Source organism: Stenotrophomonas sp. 2694, assembly GCF_040548715.1.
Lineage (GTDB): Bacteria > Pseudomonadota > Gammaproteobacteria > Xanthomonadales > Xanthomonadaceae > Stenotrophomonas > Stenotrophomonas indicatrix.
Window position 1 is genome coordinate 302,951 of sequence record NZ_JBEPSG010000001.1, and the last position, 16,875, is coordinate 319,825.

Genomic DNA, 16,875 nt, shown 5'->3' on the forward strand with positions numbered 1-16,875 from the left:
ATACCTGGGTGGAAGGGCAATCGTCAGAGGTGCGCGGGCGCAAGGCAGAGCACGATCATCGCTGCACCCGCATGCCGCCAGGGCCGTAGTGCTGCTGGCTGAAGGCGCGCGCGAACTGCAGCAGGTCGGCCATGTCGCGCACCACATGGATGTTCCATCCCGCGTCGCGTGCGCGCAGCAGATCGCCGGTCCATCCCGCGTTGCCGGCATCGGCGATGCGGGACGGCAGCGGACTGAACAGGTTCAGTGCCATGGTGCCGCCACCGCCGGCCACACGCAGTGCTCTGGCGGCCACGTCCCAGCCGCTGTTGCCGCGCTCATCCTTGTCGAACATCGTGGTGATGCCGTCGTCGGAGATGTGCAGGATATGCGCCGCCCGTGCATGCGGTGGACGCTCGGCGTAGGTGTCACGCAACCGGTGGATCGGAAACGCGGTGGCGCCACCGAAGTAGCCGGTAAGCACCTTGAGGATGTCGTCTTCCGAACGCACGAAGCCGTCGGTGTGCAGGTGCTGCCCGGTGCCGCTCCACAGCGTGGCCTGTACGCGTGCACCCACGCGCAGCGCCGACAGCGCGATGATGGCGCCGGCCAGGGTCAGGAACGAGGTCCATGCCTGGGGGTTGGGCATCGAACCGGAACTGTCCACGTACAGATCCAGGTCCACCGGTTCGGCAGCGGGTTCACGGCCGGGTGCCAGCCCGTGCACACGCTGTACCGTCGTCAGCCCGGGAATCACATGGGGTGACTGCAGCACCGATTGCAGCCAGTCCACTGCGTCCAGTGCATTGCCGGCTTCCCAGGGCTGCAGCCCTTCCGGCAGCGGCTCCAGGGCCTGCGGCTGCGGCCGCGACGGATAGCGGATCAGGTGTGGCAGCGCGCGCTCGCGGTAGTAACGCACGGCGATCTGATGGTCATCCAGGTCCAGGCCGGCCGCGCGCAGGATCTGCCCGTACTCGAACGGCTCGCGCATCTGTCCTGGCGGGTGCGCGGGGTCCCCAGCGAGCGCATCCGCAGGCAGATCGCTCTTCTGCTGTGCGTCGCCGCCGCGCTCATCGCCGGTGATGCGGGGGTCGGATGCAGGGTGCGGCGCCGGCGCCAACTCGTCGTCCTCCAGCTGCCCCAGGCCGACCGGTTGGCTTCCCTGGCCGGCGTGCCGGGTATCCATCAAGGCATCCACCCGCGCATCCTGCTGTGATTCCAGCAGCCAGGGCAGCAGCAGCGTGGCGAAGCGGCCAGCGCCAATCATCCAGTCGCTGGCGTAGACGCGCACGACGCGTGCACCGAGCCAGGCATCGCCCTGCAATGCGCTGTCGTCGGTCGAGCCCCCCAGCGTGCCGCGCGACTGCTGCCACAGTTCCTCGTAGATGCCCATGTACAGCTGCCAGACCGGCGAGCTGGCCTGCGCCGGTTGTGCGGCCAGGCGTCGATAGATCGCATCCATGCGCAGCCCGCTCTGGCGCTGCAGGCGATCGTTGATGAGCAGGTCGGTGTAGAGGTTGGCGACCATCGGTGCATGCGCTTCCAGCGTCGGCAGCGCACGGCGGATGCGCGCCAGCAGACGTGCATGGTCGCTGGCGGTGGCAGGCGCCAGCACGTGGTGACCGATCTCGTGGGCGAGGATCTCCAGCGCGTAGGGTTGCAGCTGCAGGCGCTGTACTTCTTCCAGGTCGATGACGATGCGCTGGTCGGCGAGGCGGATGGCCGCGAAGCTGCCGGTCAGGCCCTCGGCAGCCGCCTGCATGCGCGAATGGCACAGCTTCGGGTCCTGCAGCCGGGTGAAACGGCTCCATGTGGCCAGTGCCTGTGGCCAGGCCTCGCGCCAGGGCTGCAGCGGATCAGCGACCGTGGCACTCATTGGGGTGGCAACACATGCACATGGTGCGACCACGGCGAGAACAGGGCGATGCCCGACGCGCCGGAGACCGCACACAGGTCGTCCTTGGACAACGCCGGCGCCATCCACTGCACGCCCAAGCGGGCGGTCACATCCGGCGCCGGTCCGCTGCTGCTGCCCGCTGCGTATTCGGCGGCGCTGGCAGGCAGCAGGACGGCACCGAAGGCATCGGCGAGCAGCAGGAAGTACCCGCCTGCACTTTCGACCACGAAGCCCTCGGTCGCTGCACGAACCTGTGGCGGTGCCGGAAACGCGCCGTCCAGGCCGCTGAAGCTGCCGACACGATGCCCGCGCAGGTCGACGCTGCCCTGCCGCGGATTCCACCAGCGGTCCTGCTCAAGCTGGACCCGGACCGAGGCCAGATCACCCGCATCGATGCCCAGCACGGCGGCCACCGTATTCGCGGGCAGGGCATCGATACGGGCAAGGGCAGGGCGGCGCAGCTGCACCATCCCCGCCTGCCAGGCACAGAGCGCCCCGATGTCGCGCAGTTCCGGCAAGGATGTGCACCCGCCTGCATGCGCGGCCATCGCATCGATCCACTGCGCGACGCGAATGTCCGGACTGGCGCCCAGCCGCACTACCGCATTGCTGATGGTGCCGAGGGTCTCGCGCGGAGCGTGGGCCAGCAACGGGACGAGGGCCGGGGCCAGCGAGCGCCAGGCCTGCTCGACCCACGGGAGACGCGCCTTCGGGCCGGCATGGCCCTGCGCCACCAGCTCCAGACCGATCTCGAAGGCGGCCTCGCAGGTGCTCTGCGTTGCCGACGGTTGGTGGCGCTGGATGGCCTGGCAGAGGGGGTCGATGGTCTGGGTGACGAACGCGCTGAAGGCGGCCATGTCCAGGCCGGGCCAGCGGTGGCGGGCATCGGCCACGGCCTGGTTCAGCACGGAACGGCGCGCGGCCAGCAGTTCGGCGAGAACGGCGGAAACCACGATCAGCGTGCCCGCAGCCAATGCAGGTAGTTGGTGTAGCGCTGGTGCAGGTACTTCAGCTTCAGCAGGTCGTCGTACAGATGGCCGTACAGCTTGCGTCCCTTCACCCGTTCCTCCACCAGACGCTCGATGCGGGTCAGGCGCTTGCGCGTTTCCGTCTCGGTCATCCCATCCAGGCCCTGCTGGAACTGTGCCGACAGCTCGCCCACCGGATCGTCGCGATCCAGATCCAGCCGGTCATATTCGGCATTGGAGGCATCGAGCAGCCAGCGCAGCCAGCTGAGCCGATCGCTGCGATAGGGCGCATTCTCCGGCAGGGCGAAGAAGGGAGCATCAAGATCCGGTTGCAGCTTGTCGTTCAGCACGAAGGGCAGTACCTGGCGCACATCCTCCAGGGCAACGGCAGGGCTGCCGCGGAAGTACGCCATGGCCTTGGCGAACATCAGCAGGGTCATCAGGTTGCGCACCGACAGGCCGTTGCGGGTCTGGCAACCCAGGTCCTTCATGCGATCGCGGCCGCTGTCGGCAGCGGTTGCCTGCGCCCATTCGGTGCCGGCCAGGCGCACGGTGTCCTTGGTCAGGTACTCGAACTGGGCGCCGGCGGTTTCCATCAGCTCGAACTGGCTGCTGAAGAATTCGATGCGGCGGCGCACGTCCTGCGGTACGTCGACCGCGCGGATCTCCTGCAGCAGCTGGTCGCCCTCGGCCTCGCTGAAGATGATGTCACGCGGCACGACCTCTTCCGGGCGGATGTCCTGCTCGATGCGCAGCAGCATCTCTTCCAGGAACCGCGGGTTGAAAGCCAGTGCCTGCACCACCACGTCGATGCGGTCGCGCAGGGCTTCGATCACCTGGTAGGTACCGCCGCCGCGATCATCGTTGGCGGTCAGGTACCAGGCCGATTCCGGGCATTCGTAGACGTGGTTGAGGATCTCGGCGTAGTTGTCGCCCATCACCGTCAGCAGCGCGCTCTGCGTGCGGGTGGGAATGCGGTTGTATTCGTCGATGATCTTCACCCGCATGCCCAGCCACGACCGCCAGGCAATGCGGATGTCCGCCATGTCCTGCGCGGCCACCAGGTCGGCGGGCAGGGGGTTGCCGAGCAGATCGGCGATGGTCATCTGCGGGTGCCCGTGCTGCATCGCCCGGCGCACCTCGCGGACCGGATAGCCGGCCAGGACGCCCATCAGGATCGCGCTGGCGGTCTTGCCGCGCCCTGGCCCACCCACGAACAGGCACTTGCGGCGGGTGGCGAAGGTCAGCAGCGGCAGCAGCACGTAACTGGAATAGCTCTGCGCCGATGGCAGGGTCAGCGGCCGCCGTGTGTCACCCACCGCGAACGAGGCGGAGGGGCCTTCGTGGTACTCGATGTCGTAGTGCGGGCTGATGATCGCGTTGTTGACGATCCAGAAGTAGGCCTGGCGCAGTTTCTCGTCCAGCCGCAGCGGCGCGGCGGCTGCATCGTCCTGCAGGCGCACCGGCCCTTCGTACAGTTCGGCCACGTCGAACGTGCGCGGCGCAGTGTCGGTGCGCGGGTTGGTCGGCGCCTGCGACAGGCGCTGGAACAGGTTGAACGGTGGCACGCGATTCCCTTGGCTGTGGCCTGCTGGGGAGATTGTAAGCGGCGGGCCAGCGGATCCGGTGCGCAGCGAGCGCTGGCGGTGCGGCCAGTCGCGGATCCCGAGACGCCGCTTCTAGGAATTTCCCTACGCAGTTTCGTGGACGTTTCCGATGGTTGCCTGGGTGTTCGAGGCCTAGACTGAGGCGATAGCGACACTATTGGATGGCGTGTTCTGCTGGGGAAGGCAGGCGCGCGCGATACATCCCCAGCCGGGAGCTGTTCGAGTGCACATGAAAGGATTCCTGCCGGGCGCTCTCGCCTGCGCCCTGCTGGCTGCGGCCGGTGCTGCAGGCGCGCAGACGCTGGGCGCCGCCGCCAGAGCGAGCGCCGATGGATGGATCGGGCGCGAGGCATCGCAGCTGTTGATGCAGCTGCGCGTGGATGGCGGCCGGGTGCAGATCGAGGAAGACGATGCAACGCTGGAAACACGCTACACCTGGCGCACGGTCGTACCGGCCTACACCGAGCAGGTGAAGGTGGGCGGTGGCGAGTTCCTGTACATGGAACCGACCGGTACCAGCGGCGAGCGTCCGGTGTTCGCACCGATCATCGTCGAGGACGTGCACCATGCCGAGCAACACCGCTGCGACATCACCTACATCGCCGACCGTGATGGCGTGGTACGGAGCTGGCAGCACCGCGGGCCCCACTGCGATACCGATATCGTCGGCCCGGACGCGCGTCGCCCAGGCAGGTCAACCCCGACCGCTTCCCGCAACCAAGGACACTGACATGAGACAGCACACCCCCTTCCGTGTTGCCGGACTGCTGGCCCTGGCGATCGGCGCATCACTGTTGATGCCGACCGCCTGGGCCAAGCCTCGGCATGGTGTGGTCGAAGACATGCAGCCGATCGAGAATCGAGGCGAGGACACCTCCGAACGCACCAAGCGCGGCCGCAGCATCGGCGAGCGGCTGGGCAAGATCGGCGGTGTTCTGGCGGGTGTCGGCCTCAGCAGTGCCGGGCAGACCGAAGCAGGCTATGTGGTCACCAATGTCGCCGCCAACAGTGGCGACAAGATCGGTGGCTCCATCGGCGAGAAGATCGCCGGCGAAGGCCCCACCACCCGCTACATGGTGAAGGTGCGCCTGGACGAGGGCCGTGTGCTGTCAACCACGCAGTTGCGTGAACAGGTCGCAGGCCTGCAGGTCGGCAGCCGGGTCATCGTGGACGGCACCGGCGACGATGCCCGCATCGTGGCCGAGTAAGGCCAGGCGCGCCTTGCGCGGATGACGTCCTGCAGCGGGGCGGCCGGCAGCCCTACAATCGGCCCATGCCGACCTCGCCGACCCTCGATGATCTGCGCCGCTACGCCGTAGCCCGCACGCTGTTCACGCCCACCACGTTGCTGACAGCGATCCGTCGGCTGGGCTTCGTGCAGGCCGACCCCATCCGTGCGCCCGCACGCGCCCAGGACCTGACCCTGCGGCACCGGGTGAAGGGCTACCGGGCCGGGGACCTGGAGCGCCGCTACAGCCGACTGCCGATCGAGGAAGACTTCCTGGTCAACTACGGCTTCCTGCCGCGTGAACACCTGTCCCTGATGCATCCCCGGGTGTCCCGCAGGCCATGGGACGCGAGCACGCGGCGCAAGGCAGCCGACGTGCTGGCGTTCGTGCAGGAGCGGGGGGCGGTGCATCCGCGCGAAGTCGACCAGGCGTTCGCGCATGGCCGGGTGACCAACTACTGGGGCGGCACCAGCAATGCCAGCACCCACCTGCTGGACGGCATGCACTATCGCGGCATGCTGCGCATCCATCGTCGTGACAGCGGTACCCGCATCTATGCCGTTGCGGCACATGCCCCGGCCGATGGCGGCAAGGCTGCACGCCTGCAGCGCGCCACGGCACTGATCGATCTGGTGGTGCGCAAGTATGCGCCGCTGCCTTCGGCGAGCCTCACCTATCTGGCGCGGCTTCTGGGCTATGGCGCACCGCATCTGGCGGAGGAGATCCAGCAGGCACTGCGGTTGGCGCGCGAGCAGCTGGCGGGCTGCAGCATCGATGGAACCACCTGGTACTGGCCGGCCGACGAGAACCCCCGTTCGCGGCGCTACCAGGCCGATGAACAGGTGCGGCTGCTCGCGCCGTTCGATCCGGTGGCCTGGGATCGGCGACGGTTCGAACTGCTCTGGGGCTGGGTCTATCGGTTCGAGGCCTACACCCCGGCGGCCAAGCGTCGCTTCGGCTACTACGCGCTGCCGCTGTTGTGGCGCGACCAGGTGATCGGCTGGGCCAATGTCGCGGCGAAGGATGGGCAGCTGCAGCCCAGCTTCGGTTATGTCGATGGCAGCGCACCAAGGGACGTGGCATTCAGCAATGCGCTGGAGGACGAGCTGGAGCGGATGGCGAACTTCCTGCCAGGGACGGGCCCGGCAACGCCGTGATCGTGCGTGCGGCGTCCTCCACGCTGCCTGCATGCCGCCTCGCCAATACTGCAGGCCCGCCGCCCGGGTACTTCCGCAATGGCTCGCCGCAAGACACTGCGCATTGCCACGTTCAACGTCAATGGCATCGGCACGCGCTTGCCGCATCTGCTGTCCTGGTTGCAGCGTGAAGCGCCTGACGTGGTGGCACTGCAGGAGCTGAAGGCGGTCGATGCCGCCTTTCCGGTCGACGCGCTGGAGCGGGCAGGGTATGGCGCACTGTGGCTGGGTGAGGCGCGCTGGAACGGAGTGGCGATACTGGCCCGCGATGCCATGCCGATCGAAAGCCGGCGCCGCCTGCCCGGCGAACCGGCCGATACGCAGAGCCGGTACCTGGAAGCTGCCGTGCATGGCGTTGTGGTTGCGGCGCTGTACCTGCCCAACGGCAATCCCCAGCCGGGGCCGAAGTTCGACTACAAGCTGCGATGGATGCAGCGGCTGATCCGCCATGCGCGCACCCTGGTCGATCTTCCGCACCCGGCACTGCTGCTGGGGGATTTCAATGTCATTCCAGACGACGAGGATGTGTACGACCCGGCCTCGTGGCGGCGCGATGCGCTCATGCAGCCGGAGGTCCGCGATGCCTTCCAGCAGCTGCTGGCGCAGGGGTGGACCGACGCCCTGCGCACGGTGCATGGCGACCAGCGCATCTACACCTTCTGGGACTATTTCCGTCAGCACGCCGAACGCGATCGCGGCCTGCGCATCGATCATCTGCTGCTGAACCCGGTACTGGCCAAACGGCTTCAGGATGCGGGTGTCGATCGTTGGGTGCGGCTGCAGGAGAAGGCCAGCGATCATGCCCCTGTGTGGGTCACCGTTACCCGCTAGTCGGCGCTGCCCGGCGGACGCATCTCGCGACGTACCCTGGCCCGCGTGCGATACAGCCGGCTGTCGGCCTTGTGGATGGTTTCCGCCACGGGTTCGCCGGGGACGTTGACGGCGGCGCCCATCGAGAACGCGGTGGGAGCACGCGCGGCGTTGCCCGCATACCAGGCTTCCAGCGCAGCCAGCCGCCCGGCCGCCGGTTCGATCAGCGCCACCAGGAACTCGTCGCCGCCCAACCGCACTGCCGCCTCATTGGCCCGCAGCGGCGCGCGCAGGAAGTCGGCGAACTCGACCAGCACCGTGTCGCCACGACGGTGCCCCAGGGTGTCGTTGACCTGTTTGAAGTGATCCAAGTCGAACACCAGGCAGGCCCACGACCGTGAGGCGACGTCGTCGAGCCGATGCAGGTACCGGCGGTTGTGGCACTGGGTCAGCGGATCCTTCAGCGACAGTTCGCGCAAGCGCTCTTCCTGCAGGCGCAGCGCGGTCACGTCCTGGGCGTGGCCGAGCACGAACGGGGGATGGGTCTCGGTGTCCAGTACGTTGTTGTACGCCCAGTAGCGGCGGGTGCCATCGGCGGCGAGCAGTTCGATCACGCCTGCGTCGGTATGGTTGGCTTCGATGCGCCGCAGGTAGGCCTTGAACGCCTCGCGCTTTTCCGGCGGCATCAGGTCGCACAGGCTGCGGCCAACCATCTCGCTTTCCGGGTAGCCCAGCGACTGCACGGCTGCCGGATTCACCGATGTCACGGTGCCGTCCAGCGTGTGCGTGCAGATCAGGCCCAGGCTGTAGTGGAAGAGGCGGCGATAACGCACTTCGCTGGCTTCCAGCGCGTCCACCACCGCGCGTTCTTCGGTGATGTCCTGGATGGCACCGACCAGCCGTGGCAGGCCCTCCACCTGTTGCCGGGTGCCCACCACGCGGGTCCAGATGCTGCGGCCATCGGCGGTGGTCATCGGCAGCTGCACTTCCCAGGGCGTGCCCTGTTCGGTGCAGCGCTGCACTGCCGCCTGGATGATGCTGCGGCTGTCCGGACGATAGAACGACAGGGCCGATTCGAATGTTGGCTGGTAGCTGGAACGCACGCCGTGGATCTGCTTGGTCTCGCGTGTCCAGCGCACTTCGCGGGTGGCCAGCTCCAGCTCCCAGCCGCCGACCTTGGCGGCGGTGTTGGTACGTTCCAGGAAGTCCTCGCTGCGCTTGAGATCGCGATGCAGCGCCTGTGCCTGGTCGATCTGCCGCAACAGCGCACTGCGCTGCTCCAGCACCTGGGTGGTAACCCGGCCAAGATGGACCATCAGCTCACGCTGCGACGGCGACAGCACGCCAGGCAGGGTGTCGAGCAGGCACAGCGTGCCGATGCGCGCGCCATGGGCAGTGGCCAGAGGGATGCCGGCATAGTGGCGCACCCTGGGCCCGGCGGTGACCAACGGGTTGTGGGCGAAGCGCGGATCCTGCCGCGCATCCGGAATCTCCAGCAGCGCGTCCTGTTCGATGGCGTAGGTACAGAACGAGATGGAGCGCGGCGTTTCGCTGACATCGCCCAGGCCGATGCTGGATTTGAACCATTGCCGTTGTTCGGCAACGATGGAGACCAGGCCGATGGGCATGCCGGTGGCGGCGCGCGCGGCGGCGACGATGGCATCGAACACCGGCTCGGGCGGCGTATCGAGCACGCCCAGCCGTTCGATTTCGCGAAGTCGGGTGGCCTCATCCATGGCTGTCCACGCTAGTACCCGGTCTGTTAGCGCCCTGCGTACGGCAGTGATGCCGTCGTGATGCGCCTGCTCATGGCTGTTGCAGGGACGCCTGCAGGGCGCTGGCCAACGCGGCGTCACCGGAGACGAGGTCTTCCCAGCGCAGTTCCAGGCCCTTCCGCCGTCCCTTCTCGACCAGCTTCAGTCCGCTCGGGTCCAGGGTCAGCGTATAGGCCTGGCCGGCGATGGTCAGTTCACGGCGCAGCGGTTTGTCGAGAGGTGTCATCGGGGGCTCCTTCGCGTTGAGGCGCGGGCAGGGCGCACTGAAATGTGACGATGATCGCGAACATGCCAGCGCCAAGGAAAATCCACTGCCCGGGTGATGCCGATGCGTGGGCCTACCACCGGATCGTCGGGGGGCCGCGTGCCGTCATCCACGAGGGTGATGCCGTGGCTGGCGGTGACCAGATCGGCGCCATCAACGCGCCGGTCCAGGCCGAACGCCTGCGACAGTTTGCCGGGACCGCTGGCGAGGTCGTGATCGTGGCGGGCAGCTGGCCGCAGTGGGTACATCCGTTCCTGTCCGGCCACCGGCTCTGCCGCGCGCAGCAGTACCGCAACACCCTCGCCGACCTCGCCGCAGACCACATTGCTGCCCCAGTGCATGCCGTAGGTGAAATACACATACAGGTGCCCGGCCTCGCCAAACATGCTGGCGTTGCGTGCGGTCCTGCCACGATACGAATGGGCAGCCGGATCCTCACTGCCGGCGTAGGCTTCGACTTCGACGATACGCGCTGCACGGCCGTCGCTGCGCACCAGCAGCTTGTTGAGCAGGTCCGGTGCAACCACCGTCGACGGGCGCCGGTAGAAGGTGCGGGGTATCGGTATCCAGGTATCCGGCAGCCAATCCATCATGTTGCGGCAGTGCTCGCTTCCCAATCCTGCTCCAGTGTGGCGTGCAGCGGGTGAAGCCGCCGCCATCGATTCACTCCGGGTCAGCCAGCGCCGCGCGCCGCCTGGCGAAGACTTCCGGCGTCTGCGGTTTCACGAACAGCGCCACCAGTTCCGGGAACTCCTGCTTCACCGCACCCTCGATGCGGGTGATGCAGGCTTCGATCTGCGGGGTGGTGCGGTCGTCCTCGAATTCGGCACTGAGCATGGCCACCACCTGCTCCGGGCCCATCTGCATGGTGGTCACGCCATTGGCACGGCGCAGGTCCGGATCGGTCACGGCCACCGCCATGATGCGCTGGGCAACGGCCGGGTGCGCAGGCTCGCCCACCAGCAGGCCCTTGGTTTCCCGCGCCAGCAGGAATGCGGTCAGCGCCAGCACGCCGGCAATGCACAACGAGGCGACCCCATCCAGTACCGGCATTTCCAGCAGCTGCGCGGCCAGCAACCCGACCAGGGCAAAGCCGAGGCCGAGCAGGGCGGCACTGTCCTCCAGCAACACGGTGAAGGTGGAGGGGTCCTTGCTGCGGCGGAACGCCTCGAAATAGCCCAGCGTGCCCTTGCTGCGCCGGAACTCGCGCAGTGCAACCCACCAGGAGGCGCCTTCGAACAGGATGGAAATACCCAGCACGCTGTAGCTGATGGCGTGGTTGGTGGCCGGTTCCGGCTGGCGGATGTGCTGGATGCCCTCATAGGCCGACACACCGGCGCCGGCGGCAAAGACCAGCAAGGCGACGATGAAGCTCCAGAAGTACAGCTCGCGACCGTAGCCGAACGGGTGCAGGGTGTCGGGGGCCTTTTCGGCACGGCGCAGACCGTACAGCAGCAGCACCTCGTTGAGGGTATCGACCAGCGAATGCACGCCTTCGCTGAGCATCGCGGAGCTGCCGGACAGGCCGGCGGCGATGAACTTGGCAACGGCGATGGCGAGGTTGCCGGCCAGCGCGGCGTAGATGACAAGGCGGGAGCCTGAGGGTGCGGCCATGTGCGGGAATGCTGGCAGGTAGCGGGCGCACCATCCTGCGCGGCGGAGCGTCCGCGCAGCGTGTATGCCAAGCGTCCGCGCAGCCCGGTCGGGCCAGTTCAACTGTCGCCGCCGCCCTCAGGCGGACGCAGGATCCAGCCAGCCGAGCGCGCGCGCGCGGCGCAGGTCCTCGGGCGTATCGATATCGCATTCCAGCCCGGCGCCGGAGCAGCGCGCAATGCCCTCGGTCTGCCGCAGCCGCCGGCCAAATCCCCCGTCTGCAGGTTGCAGTCCTGTTCCGGCAAACCAAGTGCCCGGCACCACCGCCGGCACGCCGATGGTGTCGCCCAGTACCGTGGCGGCGCAGCCGGACGGTGCAGCGGTTGCCGCGCCCAGCAGTGCGCGCAGGTGCTCCACGCGCAGCGTCGGTTGATCGCAGATCATCACCAGCACCCTGGCGGCGCTGTGCACGTGGGTAGCGGCCAGCGACAGGCTGCCGCCGATGCCGAGCCCGGGGTTGGGATTGCGCAGCCGCTGCGCCGGCAGGCCGTGCAGTTCTTCTTCGAAGCGTGGGTGCTGGGGCAGTACCACCACCAGCGTGTCCGGCAAGGTTTCCAGCGCCAGCCGCACGCTGCGTCGCAACAGCGTCTCTCCGCCCGCGCGCAGCAGCTGCTTGGGCTGCCCCAGGCGCTGGCTGCACCCGGCCGCGAGCACCACGGCCGCATGCCCGGTCATGGCGTGGCCAGGGGCGTTCCGTGCCGCCATGCCTGCAGCTGCGCGGCAATGCTCAAGGCAATCGCTTCGGGACCACGTCCGCCCAGGGGCAGGCCGATCGGTGAGCGCAGGCGCGGTTCCAGCGCACGGCGCGTATGGGTATCCAGTACGCTGAAAAGGTCGTCCTTGCGACGGCGTGGCCCCAACAGCCCGATGAAGGGCACGCGCGAGCCTGCCAGCCGTTCGAGCGCTTCACGGTCGAGCTCGAAATTGTGATGCATCACGAGTGCGGCATCGGCCACGCCGGCGGCAGCGGAAGAACAATACGAACCAGCGGCAAGGGGCAGGTGCTCGCGCCAACGGGGTCGCGGTTCCTCGACATGCGCGCACCAGCCCAGCTGGTCCAGCAGGGGTAGCAGAAGCGCGGCCTCCGGGCCTGCTCCGTGCACGTGCACGACAGGCGACCGGTGCCACTGCAGCCGCCAGCGGTGGCTGCCGTCCAGCGGCTGCAGGGCGGCAGGGGGCACCGTGCGGGTGAAGGTGAAGCCGGCGCAGCGGGCGTCCAGCCGTCCATCAGCCTGCAGTGCCAGGTGCAGCATGTGCGGCCCTTGCAGCCACGCATCGAGAAGCTGTTCGATGCCGCCGAGCTGCGGCAACGGAAGCAGTGCCAGCCACTGGCGACCCCGGCATCCGGTGGCATTGCCGGAGAACAGCGCAGCGTCGTCTCGGCTGTCGATCTCCATCCATGCAATGCGCCCGGCATCCACCGCGTTGGCGGCCTGTCGCGCCAGCTCCGGTTCCAGGCAGCCGCCGCTCAGCCAGCCCACCTGTCGACCCGGTTCGAACAGCGCACAGGTGCCCGCGCGGCTGTAGCTGGACCCTTCCGTCTGCAGCACCACTGCCAATGCAGCCGCACGGCCGGTTCGCGCCGCGTCGGCGGCGGCCTGCAGCACCGGGCGCGGGTTGCCGCCATCCAGATCCAACGGGGCAGGGTGGAGCGCACTGGTCATGCGATGTCCGGCAGGCCGGCGAGCAGCTTGTCCAGGGTCAGTGGATAGTCGCGCACGCGGATTCCGGTCGCGTTGTACACCGCGTTGGCCACTGCCGCGCTTACGCCGCACAGGCCCAGCTCGCCAACGCCCTTGGCCTTCATCGGCGACGACACCGCATCGCTTTCATCGAGGAACACCACCTCCTGGTGCGGCACGTCGGCATGCACGGGTACTTCGTAGCCGGCCAGGTCGTGATTGACGAAGAACCCCAGCCGCCGATCCACCACCAGTTCCTCCGACAGCGCTGCGCCGATGCCCATCGTCATCGCGCCGATCACCTGGCTGCGCGCGGTCTTCGGGTTGAGGATGCGGCCGGCTGCGCACACGGCCAGCATGCGGCGGATCCGGCTTTCGCCCGAGGCCACATCCACGCCCACCTCGACGAAATGCGCGGCGAAGGTGGACTGCTGGTACTTCTCCTGCAGCGTGTCGAACTCGATGCTGTCTTCGGCCACCAGCTCGCCGGCCTGAGCGGCATCGGCAAGGGCGCGGCTGCGGCCCCCTGCCGTCACCCTGCCTGCTTCGAACTGCGCTGCCGCCGGGTCCATTCCCAGCGCCTGCGCGACCTTCGTACGCAGTGCCATGCATGCGGCGTAGACGCCTGCGGTGGAGCTGTTGGCGCCCCACTGGCCACCGGAACCGGCAGCCACGGGATAACGGGAATCGCCCAGCTTGACCGTGACCTGCTGCAACGGAACGCCGAGCATTTCCGCGGCCGTCTGGCCGATGATGGTGTAGCTGCCGGTGCCGATGTCGGTCATGTCGGTTTCCACGGTGACCTGGCCATCAGCGGCCAGGCGCACGCGTGCGCCGGATTTCATCACCAGGTTGTTGCGGAAGCCTGCCGCCACGCCCATGCCGACCAGCCAGCGTCCGTCGCGCACGGCGCCCGGGGTGGCGCTGCGCCGCTGCCAGCCGAACCGTTCGGCGCCCGTGCGCAGGCACTGCACCAGCTGCCGCTGTGAAAAGGGGCGCTCGGGATTGGACGGGTCGACCTGGGTGTCGTTGCGGATACGGAATTCGATCGGGTCCAGGCCGAGCTTGATGGCCATTTCGTCCATGGCGATTTCCAGCGCCATCAGTCCCGGCGTTTCGCCCGGCGCGCGCATGGCATTGCCTTCGGGCAGGTCGAGGGTGGCCAGGCGCAGTGCGGCCAAGCGGTTGGGCCCCGCATACAGCAAGCGGGTCTGCTGCACCGCTTCCTCCGGCGAGCCCCCTGGCAGGTTGCCCGACCATGATTCGTGACCGATGGCGGTCAGGCTTCCTTCCGGCGTTGCGCCCAGCCGGATGCGCTGCAGCGTGGCCGGGCGGTGCGTGGTGTTGTTGGCGATCAGCGGCCGCTGCAGGGCCACTTTCACCGGCCGCTTGGCAGCGCGTGCGGCGAGCGCGGCCAGCAGCGCATCGGAGCGCAGGAACAGCTTTCCGCCAAAGCCGCCGCCGATGTAGGGCGACACCAGCCGTACCTTGTCCTTGGCGATGCCCAGGGTGCGGGCCAGATCGGTGCGGCCCCAGTCGATCATCTGGTTGGAGGTCCACACCGTCAGCTGGTCGCCTTCCCAGGCGGCCATCGTCGCGTGCGGCTCCATCATTGCGTGCGACTGGTCCGGGGTGTGGTAGGTCGCATCGAGCGTAACCGCCGCCTGGCTGAAGGCCTTCTCGAAATCGCCGACGCGCGCATCGGGCTCCGGCGTCTGCAGGGAAGCGCCTGCCTGCTTGGCCTCCGCTAGATCGAAGCGGCCGCGCTGCGGGGCATAGCGGATGCGGATCTGTCCGGCCGCAGCCCGGGCCTGTTCGAACGTTTCGGCCACCACCACCGCCAGTGCCTGGTGATAGTGGTGCACCTTCGGACCACCCAGCAGCGGCGCCGCGTTGCGCTTGACCGGATGCAGCGGCCCGGCGGTGTCGGCGGTGACGATGGCCAGAACGCCGGGCGAGCGCCGCGCTGCGTCCAGCTCCATGCGGGTCACGGTGCCGGTGGCAATGCCCGCCCCGACCACCACGCCATAGGCGGGGGCGGACGGGGTGGCGTCATGCCATTCGTGTGCGTAGGTGGCCTTGCCGGTGACCTTCAACGGGCCGTCGATGCGATCGTGCGGCTTGCCGATGACGGTCTGCGCATCGATCGGATTGCGGCCTGCGGGGGTGTCGAATTTCATGCCTCGGCCCTCACGTCCTGCAGGATGGAAGCCAATGTGCGTTCGGCCAGCGCCAGTTTGAAAGCGTTCTGTGCGGTGGGCGCAGCACCCTGCAGCAGCACCGACATCACGGCGGCGGCGCCCTGCGGCAGGGCCGCATCGGCCGCAGCGCTGTGCCACGGCTTGTGCGCGACACCGCCAAGGGCGATCCGGCCGCTGCCGTCGGGCCGCAGGATCGCCGCCACCGACACCAGGGCGAACGCATACGATGCGCGGTCGCGTACCTTCCGGTACACGTGCACGCCACCCGGGGGCGGCGGCAGGATCACGGCGGCGATCAGCTCGCCCTTGTCCAGCATGGTGTCGATATGCGGCGTACGGCCAGGAGCGCGATACAGGGCGTCCAGCGCGATGTTCCGGCGCGATCCGTCGGCGCGGACGGTCTCCACCGATGCATCCAGCGCCATCATCGCCACCGCCATGTCGCTGGGGTGGGTGGCGATGCAGTGCTCGCTGGCGCCGATCACGGCCAATTGCCGGCTGAAACCTTCGCGCGCGCCGCAGCCACTGCCGGGCAGCCGCTTGTTGCAGGGCTGTGCGGTGTCGTAGAAATAGGGGCAGCGGGTGCGTTGCAGCAGGTTGCCGGCGGTGGTGGCCTTGTTGCGCAGTTGACCCGATGCGCCGGACACCAGTGCGCGGGTCAGCACCGCATAGTCGCGCCGGATGCGCCGGTCGGCCGCCAGATCGGTATTGCGTACCAGCGCGCCGACGCGCAGGCCTCCCTCGCTGGTGGGCTCGATGGTGTCCAGATCCAGCCCGTTGACGTCGATCAGGTGGGCGGGCGTCTCGATCTCCAGTTTCATCAGGTCCAGCAGGTTGGTGCCGCCGGCAATGAACCTAGCGCCCTGGGTACGCGCCGCTGCCGCTGCCGCCTCGGCGGGAGAGCGGGCGCGCTCGTAGCTGAAAGCTCTCATGCGCTGGCCTCCCCGACGTCCTGGATGGCCTCGATGATGTTGGAATAGGCGCCACACCGGCAGATGTTGCCGCTCATGCGCTCGCGCAGTTCTTCGGCGGTGAAGGCGCTGGGAGCGTCCAACGCGGCGCTGACGTGGCTCGGTATGCCGGCCTTGATTTCCTGCAGCACGGCGACGGCCGAGCAGATCTGCCCCGGGGTGCAGTAGCCGCACTGGAAACCGTCATGCTTGACGAAGGCCGCCTGCATCGCGTGCAGCCGGTCTGGCGTGCCGAGGCCTTCGATGGTGGTGATCTTCGCGCCCTGGTGCATCACCGCCAGCGTCAGGCAGGCATTGATGCGCCGGCCGTCCACCAGCACCGTGCAGGCACCGCACTGGCCGTGGTCGCAGCCCTTCTTGCTGCCGGTCAGGTGCAGGTGCTCACGCAGGGCGTCGAGCAGGGTGACGCGGGTGTCCAGCCGCAGCGATCGCGCTGTTCCGTTGACCTCGAAGTCCACCTGCATCAGTTCCGGTGCCCGTGCACCGGTCCGGTCCGGCTCCGCCGCAGCGACCACGGCAGGCAGGGCCATGGTGGTGGCCGATCCCGCGCTCAACTTCAGCAGTTCCCGGCGCGAAAGGGGAAGGTGTGACGGTGGGCTCATCGTGGCTCCTCGCTGGCTGCGGCAGGCTGGCTGGCGGATT

Annotated in this window: 16 protein-coding genes; 4 read left to right on the forward strand and 12 right to left on the reverse strand. The window is 68.2% G+C overall.

All coding sequences use genetic code 11. The features are described 5' to 3' along the window. Positions 1-55: 55 nt before the first annotated feature. Genes ABIA73_RS01395 through ABIA73_RS01405 form a run of 3 tightly spaced genes read right to left on the reverse strand, consistent with a single transcriptional unit; the run spans position 56 to position 4,412 of the window. Positions 56-1,855: a hypothetical protein gene (locus ABIA73_RS01395; protein WP_354275299.1), complete on the reverse strand. Its 1,800-nt coding sequence runs from the start codon at positions 1,853-1,855 to the stop codon at positions 56-58. Further along, positions 1,852-2,829: a hypothetical protein gene (locus ABIA73_RS01400; RefSeq protein WP_354275300.1), complete on the reverse strand. Its 978-nt coding sequence runs from the start codon at positions 2,827-2,829 to the stop codon at positions 1,852-1,854. The genes ABIA73_RS01395 and ABIA73_RS01400 overlap by 4 nt, the downstream gene beginning before the upstream one ends. A gap of 2 nt (positions 2,830-2,831) precedes the next feature. Beyond that, positions 2,832-4,412, reverse strand: a complete 1,581-nt coding sequence (locus tag ABIA73_RS01405; RefSeq protein WP_354275301.1) for an AAA family ATPase — start codon at positions 4,410-4,412, stop codon at positions 2,832-2,834. Positions 4,413-4,680: 268 nt separating this feature from the next. On the opposite strand from ABIA73_RS01405, the gene ABIA73_RS01410 reads away from it, so the two are divergent. The 4 genes from ABIA73_RS01410 (at position 4,681) to xth (ending at position 7,707) form a co-directional block, all read left to right on the forward strand. Further along, entirely contained in the window at positions 4,681-5,181 is a 501-nt protein-coding gene (locus tag ABIA73_RS01410; protein ID WP_354275302.1) for a hypothetical protein, read from the forward strand. A gap of 1 nt (position 5,182) precedes the next feature. Beyond that, complete coding sequence (locus ABIA73_RS01415; RefSeq protein ID WP_051501603.1) at positions 5,183-5,659, forward strand: hypothetical protein; 477 nt, start codon at positions 5,183-5,185, stop codon at positions 5,657-5,659. Positions 5,660-5,724: 65 nt separating this feature from the next. Then, complete coding sequence (locus ABIA73_RS01420; protein ID WP_099842561.1) at positions 5,725-6,837, forward strand: DNA glycosylase AlkZ-like family protein; 1,113 nt, start codon at positions 5,725-5,727, stop codon at positions 6,835-6,837. A 78-nt stretch (positions 6,838-6,915) separates the two neighbouring features. Next, positions 6,916-7,707 carry an exodeoxyribonuclease III gene (gene xth / locus ABIA73_RS01425; RefSeq protein WP_154880477.1) on the forward strand — a complete coding sequence of 264 codons (792 nt, stop codon included), beginning with the start codon at positions 6,916-6,918 and terminating at the stop codon, positions 7,705-7,707. On the opposite strand, the gene ABIA73_RS01430 is transcribed toward xth, so the two are convergent. The 9 genes from ABIA73_RS01430 to paoA all read right to left on the reverse strand — a co-directional run bounded on the left by ABIA73_RS01430 (position 7,704) and on the right by paoA (position 16,835). Further along, the gene (locus ABIA73_RS01430; protein ID WP_025874450.1) at positions 7,704-9,422 is read right to left on the reverse strand and encodes a sensor domain-containing diguanylate cyclase; all 1,719 of its coding nucleotides are present in this window, start codon (positions 9,420-9,422) and stop codon (positions 7,704-7,706) included. The two genes, xth and ABIA73_RS01430, sit on opposite strands and share 4 nt — an antisense overlap. A 70-nt stretch (positions 9,423-9,492) precedes the next feature. Then, positions 9,493-9,687, reverse strand: a complete 195-nt coding sequence (locus tag ABIA73_RS01435) for a hypothetical protein (protein ID WP_025874451.1) — start codon at positions 9,685-9,687, stop codon at positions 9,493-9,495. Next, positions 9,684-10,319 carry a DNA-3-methyladenine glycosylase gene (locus ABIA73_RS01440; protein ID WP_218787566.1) on the reverse strand — a complete coding sequence of 212 codons (636 nt, stop codon included), beginning with the start codon at positions 10,317-10,319 and terminating at the stop codon, positions 9,684-9,686. Before ABIA73_RS01440 ends, ABIA73_RS01435 begins: the two co-directional genes overlap by 4 nt. 70 nt (positions 10,320-10,389) lie before the next feature. Next, the gene (locus ABIA73_RS01445) at positions 10,390-11,340 is read right to left on the reverse strand and encodes a cation diffusion facilitator family transporter (RefSeq protein WP_025874453.1); all 951 of its coding nucleotides are present in this window, start codon (positions 11,338-11,340) and stop codon (positions 10,390-10,392) included. A gap of 117 nt (positions 11,341-11,457) precedes the next feature. Then, entirely contained in the window at positions 11,458-12,054 is a 597-nt protein-coding gene (locus ABIA73_RS01450) for a nucleotidyltransferase family protein (RefSeq protein WP_301868789.1), read from the reverse strand. Then, positions 12,051-13,043, reverse strand: a complete 993-nt coding sequence (locus ABIA73_RS01455; RefSeq protein ID WP_354275303.1) for an XdhC family protein — start codon at positions 13,041-13,043, stop codon at positions 12,051-12,053. The genes ABIA73_RS01450 and ABIA73_RS01455 overlap by 4 nt, the downstream gene beginning before the upstream one ends. Further along, a complete protein-coding gene (gene paoC / locus ABIA73_RS01460; RefSeq protein ID WP_354275304.1) occupies positions 13,040-15,241 on the reverse strand; it encodes an aldehyde oxidoreductase molybdenum-binding subunit PaoC in 2,202 nt (733 codons plus the stop codon). The genes ABIA73_RS01455 and paoC overlap by 4 nt, the downstream gene beginning before the upstream one ends. Further along, positions 15,238-16,194, reverse strand: a complete 957-nt coding sequence (locus ABIA73_RS01465; protein ID WP_033831181.1) for an FAD binding domain-containing protein — start codon at positions 16,192-16,194, stop codon at positions 15,238-15,240. The genes paoC and ABIA73_RS01465 overlap by 4 nt, the downstream gene beginning before the upstream one ends. Next, positions 16,191-16,835 (reverse strand): aldehyde dehydrogenase iron-sulfur subunit PaoA, encoded by a 645-nt coding sequence (gene paoA / locus ABIA73_RS01470; RefSeq protein ID WP_032974655.1) that lies wholly within the window; start codon positions 16,833-16,835, stop codon positions 16,191-16,193. Before paoA ends, ABIA73_RS01465 begins: the two co-directional genes overlap by 4 nt. Positions 16,836-16,875 lie beyond the last annotated feature (40 nt).